At 56.4% G+C, this 6,397-nt stretch carries 5 protein-coding genes and 1 pseudogene; 4 read left to right on the top strand and 2 right to left on the bottom strand.

Annotated elements, in window-relative coordinates:
* The first annotated feature begins 126 nt into the window (after positions 1 to 126).
* On the top strand, positions 127 to 1,680 hold the full coding sequence (locus tag ACIQ0R_RS10545) for a fimbria/pilus outer membrane usher protein (protein ID WP_395826982.1): 1,554 nt from the start codon (positions 127 to 129) through the stop codon (positions 1,678 to 1,680).
* Positions 1,677 to 2,147 carry a spore coat U domain-containing protein gene (locus ACIQ0R_RS10540; protein WP_395826979.1) on the top strand — a complete coding sequence of 157 codons (471 nt, stop codon included), beginning with the start codon at positions 1,677 to 1,679 and terminating at the stop codon, positions 2,145 to 2,147. The genes ACIQ0R_RS10545 and ACIQ0R_RS10540 overlap by 4 nt, the downstream gene beginning before the upstream one ends.
* 153 nt (positions 2,148 to 2,300) lie before the next feature.
* Here the strand turns inward: ACIQ0R_RS10540 and aceB are convergent, their stop codons facing one another.
* Positions 2,301 to 3,887 carry a malate synthase A gene (aceB, locus tag ACIQ0R_RS10535; protein ID WP_395826976.1) on the bottom strand — a complete coding sequence of 529 codons (1,587 nt, stop codon included), beginning with the start codon at positions 3,885 to 3,887 and terminating at the stop codon, positions 2,301 to 2,303.
* Positions 3,888 to 4,150: 263 nt separating this feature from the next.
* On the opposite strand from aceB, the gene ACIQ0R_RS10530 reads away from it, so the two are divergent.
* Both ACIQ0R_RS10530 and ACIQ0R_RS10525 read left to right on the top strand, forming a co-directional pair.
* On the top strand, positions 4,151 to 5,056 hold the full coding sequence (locus tag ACIQ0R_RS10530; protein WP_395826973.1) for a LysR family transcriptional regulator: 906 nt from the start codon (positions 4,151 to 4,153) through the stop codon (positions 5,054 to 5,056).
* Positions 5,057 to 5,401: 345 nt separating this feature from the next.
* Positions 5,402 to 6,130, top strand: a complete 729-nt coding sequence (locus ACIQ0R_RS10525) for a TerC family protein (RefSeq protein WP_395826971.1) — start codon at positions 5,402 to 5,404, stop codon at positions 6,128 to 6,130.
* A gap of 155 nt (positions 6,131 to 6,285) precedes the next feature.
* Here ACIQ0R_RS10525 and ACIQ0R_RS10520 read toward each other — a convergent pair.
* Positions 6,286 to 6,397: pseudogene (locus ACIQ0R_RS10520) on the bottom strand (IS5/IS1182 family transposase); the annotation flags it as partial.

The following is a 6,397-nucleotide window of genomic DNA, read 5'->3' as shown; positions in this document are numbered from 1 at the left end:
CTCGACAATATTTGCAAGAAATTGAATAGAAATATTCCATGTTCTTGCAAATTCCGCAACCGCTTTTGAGGCATCGGGCCCCGCCAACATTGGGGGGGATGGGGTTGTTCAGGGGCGACTATTTATGTGAACAATATTCTGCGACTCAAACAGCCGGTCGATACCGGCCCGTTCACCATTAACAACCTGCCGGTTTATGCCGGCCAGGGTAACGTGCAAATGGTGGTGCACGATGTACTGGGCCGCCAGCAGGTCTACACGCAGAGCTACATCACCAGTGCCCAACTACTGCGCCAAGGCACCAAAGATGTCTCCTACGAAATCGGCACCTTGCGCAATAACTTCGGCACCAGTGAGAGTGACTACGGCAGAACGTTCAGTTCCGCCACAGTGCGCTATGGCGTCAGCGATGGCACCACAGTCGAAGGCCACGGAGAACTCATGCGTGGCCGCGAATCGGCCAGCGTCGCCGCCACCGTTGCCGCGCCGAATATCGGCTTGTTGAGAGGCGGCATCGCTGCCAGCAATTCCGAGCGCGGCAACGCTACCCAGCAATATCTGCAGTTCGACCGCCAAGGGAGTCGATATGCGCTGACCGTGCGTGCTCAAACTGCCGGCGCGCGCTTCTGGCAACTCGGTCTCGACGACGGCATACTGGCACCAGCTCAGCAGATACAAGCGCAAGCCAATTTGTCACTAAATGACCGGACCAACCTCGCACTTGGCTATCTGAGCCAAGTCAACCGCGGTCAGGACAACGTGCGCGCCATCAATACCGGCCTCAACTTCAACTTGCGTCAATACGGCAGCATCAGCCTCGGCCTGCTTAAATCGCTGACGCAAGATCGTTCGCTATCGGCGAATTTTGTGTGGGTCATCCCGCTGGAGCACCAGAGTTTCATGCAACTGGCGGCGAGCGGCCAGCAAGGCAGCAAATCGGTCACCGCCGAATACCAGCAAACTACGCCGCAAGAAGGCGGCTGGGGTTATCGCGCACGCAAAACTCTATTCGACAACAGCGGCGAGGATATCGGTGCCAACTATCTGGGCAGCACCGGGGAATATACCTTCGATGCCAATCGCATCAATCGCCAAACCAACCTGCAACTCGAAGCACGCGGCGGCATAGCGCTGCTTGACAGCCACGTCCGTGCCACACGGTGGATGGATCAAAGTTTCGCGATGGTTGAGGTGCCGATCAGCCAACCGATCGACATCTATGCCAATAACGTCAAAGTGGGACACACCGACAAGGACGGCGTCGGCTTCATCCCACGGCTGGTTCCCTACGAATCCAACAACGTCTATCTCGATGATGCGCATCTGCCGCTGTCGATGGCGCTGGATCTGGCACACAAATCCGTCGTCCCCGGCTACCGGACAGGCAGCCTGCTAAAATTCAGCGCCCGTCAAAACCAGAGCGCAACACTGACCCTGACTGACCGCCAAGGCAAGCCGCTCGCCGTCGGCACTCTGGTCTACGTCAACGGCAGCAAGACGGCGCAAGAGGTGGCATTACGCGACCAGGTATTCATTCCGGAAATCGCCTATCCTGCAAGCATCGTCGTGGTCGATCATAACGACAGCGCGACCAAATGCAGCTTTGAGATTCCAGCGCTGGCCAAGTTAGAAGCTTTCCCGCAACTAGGCCCTTATACCTGCGGCAAGGAGAATCCATGAAACCCGGCTTGAAATGGCTGGCGGCCAGCATGCTGCTGGCACTGCCGCTGAGCGCGCAGGCGTTGCTGGCCGACTGCACTGTCGCCGGCACCGGCGTCGCCTTTGGCAGCTATGCTTCGCCCGGCAGCACCAGCGCCACGGGCACCGGCACCGTGACGGTCACCTGCAACGGGCTAGGGCTGCTGGTCAGCTATACCATTCAACTAACTGCCGGCAACGGTACCTTTCCAACGCGCCTGCTGAAATCGGGCGCCACTAATTCGCTTAGTTACAATATCTACACGGATAACGCGCGCTCCATCGTCTGGGGTGATGGCAGCGCCGGCACCAGCACGGTAACCGATAGTTACCTGCTGAGCTTAGGCAATAACGCCCGCAACTACAAGGCCTACGGACTGATTCCTGGCGGCCAGAACCAGCCGGCAGGAACCTATACCGATACGCTGACCATCACAATTACCTACTGACTGGTGCCGCGACGACATCGACTGATTTCAATATGAGTCGCATGGCGGGTAAGACAGACGTAAAAAAAACCGATCTTGCGATCGGCTTTTTTATACGCCGGCGGCATAAGCAGTCATTTCAGAGGCTAGCCGCGGCGGAGCGTTAAAAGCGCTTTAGATTTCTTCGTACAGCGGTAATGTCAGGAATTCGGCAAAGGCCGCCGAGGTCGACATGTCTTCAAATATCTGGGCAGCGCGATCATAAGTTGCGCCATCGCCGACCAATGCCTTAACCTTGGCCAACTCCTGCGGAATCATCGCCACGACCATCTCCGCAGTGACTTTCTGGCCATCTTCCAGCACGCCCTTGGTAGAGCGGATCCATTGCCAGACCTGAGCACGGCTGATTTCAGCGGTTGCCGCATCTTCCATCAGGTTATGGATCGGCACACAACCGTTACCAGCCAGCCAAGCGCCCAGATAATGGATACCGACGTTGATGTTGTAGCGCAAACCGGCTTCAGTAATCGGCGCTTCAGGCTTGAAATCAAGCAACTCGGCAGCGCTAACATTGATATCGTCGCGCTGTTTGCTGATCTGATTCGGCTTGTCGCCCAACACCTTCTTGAATTCAGTCATAGCCAGTTCGACCAGCCCTGGATGGGCGACCCAGCCGCCATCGTAGCCGTCGCTGGCGTCACGCGCCTTGTCGGTGCGGACACCGCCCATGGCGATTTCATTCTTTTCCGGATCGTTCTTGATCGGGATCAATGCCGCCATGCCGCCGATTGCCGGCGCATTGCGCTTGTGGCAGGTCTTCAGCAACAGCAATGCATAGGCGCGCATGAACGGCGCGGTCATCGTCACCTTGGCGCGATCGGCCAGGCAGAAATCCTTGTCCAGCTTGAATTTTTTAATGCAAGAGAAGATGTAATCCCAACGGCCGGCATTCAGACCAGAACTGTGTTCACGCAGTTCGTACAGGATCTCATCCATTTCGAAAGCGGCCAGGATGGTTTCGATCAACACGGTTGCCTTGATAGTGCCCTGCGGCAGGCCCAGTTCGTTTTGCGTCATCACGAAGATATCGTTCCACAACCACGCTTCCAGATGCGACTCCATCTTCGGCAGATAGAAGTAAGGACCGGCGCCGCGTGCCACTTGCTCCTTGGCGTTATGGAACATGAACAACGCGAAGTCGAAAATACCGCCAGAGACGCGCTTGCCGTCGACCAACACGTGTTTTTCATCGAGGTGCCAGCCCCGCGGACGCACCACCAGCGTGGCGACCTTGTCGTTGAGCTTGTACGATTTGCCGTTCTGCTCCAGCGCAATCGTCTTACGGACGGCGTCGCGCAGGTTAATCTGACCTGTGATCTGGTTCTCCCAGACCGGCGAGTTGGAGTCCTCGAAATCGGTCATGTAACTATCCGCACCGGAATTGAGGGCATTGATCACCATTTTGCGCTCAACCGGCCCTGTAATTTCTACCCGGCGGCATTCCAGCGCCTCAGGAATCGGCGCGATCTTCCAGTCGCCGTTGCGGATGTGCGCTGTTTCAGGCAGAAAGTCTGGACGCTCACCGGCATCCAGGCGCTTGGCGCGCTCGACGCGTACCGCCAGCAACTCCTGGCGACGCGCCTCAAAAGCGCGACTAAGTTTGGTGACCAGCGCCAGTGCGTCGGGGGTCAGAATCTCGGCGTATCCGGCTTCGATAGCGCCGTTGATTTCCATTCCTGCGGGCAGTGTCAATTGAGTCATGCGTTGCTCCTGTTTATTCTGTCAAATAGTCAATGTAGCCGACAACAATGGCACAACACATTCACATTGTGCCGCGCTATGTTCTGGGTTTTACCATGCCGGATATACAGAATTCCGAATGGCATTATTTATTTTTTACGCTATCCAGTATATTTAAACTAAATCTTAATAGGTGAAACGATTTATCATTTGATCTATGCGTTTTAGTCACAAGTGAGCTTAGCACCCGGCTAACCTCCCATAAACTGACCTCCCAGCCGACAGTGGACCAATTCAAACAACTTTCAACTTTTGTCGATGTCGCCGCAAAAGGCAGCCTGTCAGCCGCGGCGCGTGCCGAAGGGATCGCGCCGGCCATGATTGGACGGCGCCTGGACGCTTTAGAAGAACGTTTAGGCGTAAAACTTTTACAACGCACCACGCGTAAAATTGTCCTCACCAACGAGGGTGAAGCGTTTCTGGAAGATTGCCAGCGCATCCTGTCCGACCTGGAAAATGCCGAATCGGCGGTTACCGAACGCAGCGCTCACGCCAGCGGCCATCTGTTGATTTCGGCACCAGCCGGTTTTGGCCGCCAGCATGTCGCGCCCTTGATACCCTCCCTCCTTACCGAGCATCGTGACGTAACACTGACGCTCAATCTGAATGACCGCGTGGTCGATTTGATCGGCGAGGGCATCGATGTCGCAATCCGTATCGCCTCGCTGTCGGACTCGTCGCTGGTCGGTGCCAAACTGGCGGACAACCAGCGCATCGTGGTGGCTTCCCCCGCCTACATCAAACGCCACGGCAAACCCAAAACATTGGAAGAACTGCAAAAGCACAACTGCCTGGCGATCAGCAGCGATGGCAGCCAGCGCGGCTGGAGCTTCCGCCAGAACGGTAAAGTGGTCACGATCAAGGTGAACGGCAATATGGTCTGCAACGACGGCCAGGTGCTGCACGATTGGGCGCTGGCTGGAAAAGGGCTGGCCTGGCGCTCGATGTGGGAAGTCGGCAGCGAAATCGAATCCGGCAAACTTGTGTCTGTGCTGGACGAATTTGCCGCACCCGGCAACGACATTTACGCAGTCTTCGCCCAGCGCCGCCACCTGCCGCTACGGATCCGCCTATTTGTCGACTTCCTGCGGCGCGCCTATGCACAGCCGGATTACTGGCGCCAAGGATAAACTCTTAATAGCCGTATTCCCCGCCCTATTCGCTGCCCCATTTATTTTTGACCTGCCTGATGTATAATCCGGGGCAGTTGCATGGCGTTATACGTGCAACACCCTCTCAAAGGGGAGTAGCTCCCAAGCATTGACATGGCCTTGCGCTGACTGTCGGTGTTTTGCAAGGTAGTCGTCATCACGGAACAGACACAACGTCTGCGCCCGGTTGCCTTGGCAGCAACGCTGTTGAGCAAGACCTTTGTCAGCATGGCATCCATGCAGGCATTGTGTCGCGCTTACTCTCCGCCACTTCCTGCCGCTGTCCATGCCTGAGGTTATTTGCTAACTCTTGTTGGAGACTGTATGGATTTCTCAGGTTTTTTCTCAATGCTCGGCATGGCTGACTGGAATGTCGGGGCCTTTTTTGCAGCACTGTTGGCGATTGTCGTCATCGACCTGGTACTGGCCGGTGACAATGCCATCGTCATCGCGATGGCAGCACGTAACCTGCCCGAGCATCTGCGCCGCAAAGCCATCATCTGGGGCACGGCGGGCGCACTCATCATGCGCGTACTGATGACGATCGGCGCGGTCTGGCTGCTCAAGATACCCGGCCTGCTGCTGGTCGGCGGTGTCGCCCTGCTGTGGATCGCCTACCGCTTGCTGACCCAGTCCGATGACGGCGAAGCACACGGCGTCAAAGCCACCACCATGGCCGCCGCCTTGAAAACCATCATCATCGCCGATACGGTCATGGGCATCGATAATGTCCTGGGCGTGGCCGGAGCCGCCAAAGGCAGCATGGCGCTGGTGATCGTCGGTTTGCTGATTTCGGTGCCGATCATGGTATGGGGCTCCACGCTGGCACTAAAACTGATCGAACGCTTCCCACTGACGATCTTCGTTGGTGCAGCGATCCTGGTGTACACCGCCATGCACATGATCGTTACAGAACCCGTCTTGCAATCATTCTGGAATAGCTTGCCCGGGCTGAACTACGCGGCTTATGTGCTGGGTTTTGTGGTGGTGCTAGGTGGCGGCTGGCTGGTGTCGAAGCGGCGCGAAGGCATCAACGTCGTCGAGCAAGATTGACAGTTCAGATTGGTTAGCCGAAAGCCCCGCCTGAAAAAGCGGGGCTTTTTTACGGGCACGCCGGGCCATCTTGCCCACGCGTGAATTTCAGGACGGCCGCGCCGGCAAAACAACTTGCCTGCGCCAACGCTGATTCAAGATACTTAGAGACGGTTTCATAAAGGCTGCGATGCCTGCTGAAGTTTGCTCCAGCAGATCAGACTGCAGCCAAGTTTAAGGAATGCTTGATGAATATCAGCGCGACGTTCGAAACGAATGCGAAGACGA

It is taken from the genome of Collimonas sp. (assembly GCF_044339385.1).
Taxonomy (GTDB): Bacteria; Pseudomonadota; Gammaproteobacteria; order Burkholderiales; family Burkholderiaceae_D; genus Collimonas.
The sequence above is the reverse complement of the archived record's forward strand: the minus strand, read 5'-3'. Positions and strand labels throughout refer to the sequence as shown.

What these genes read in the sequence shown, in the direction of transcription:
- ACIQ0R_RS10540 (WP_395826979.1), top strand. Translation starts at nt 1,677, where the DNA reads ATGAAACCCGGCTTGAAATGGCTGGCGGCCAGCATGCTGCTGGCACTG.
- aceB (WP_395826976.1), bottom strand. Translation starts at nt 3,887, where the DNA reads ATGACTCAATTGACACTGCCCGCAGGAATGGAAATCAACGGCGCTATC.
- ACIQ0R_RS10525 (WP_395826971.1), top strand. Translation starts at nt 5,402, where the DNA reads ATGGATTTCTCAGGTTTTTTCTCAATGCTCGGCATGGCTGACTGGAAT.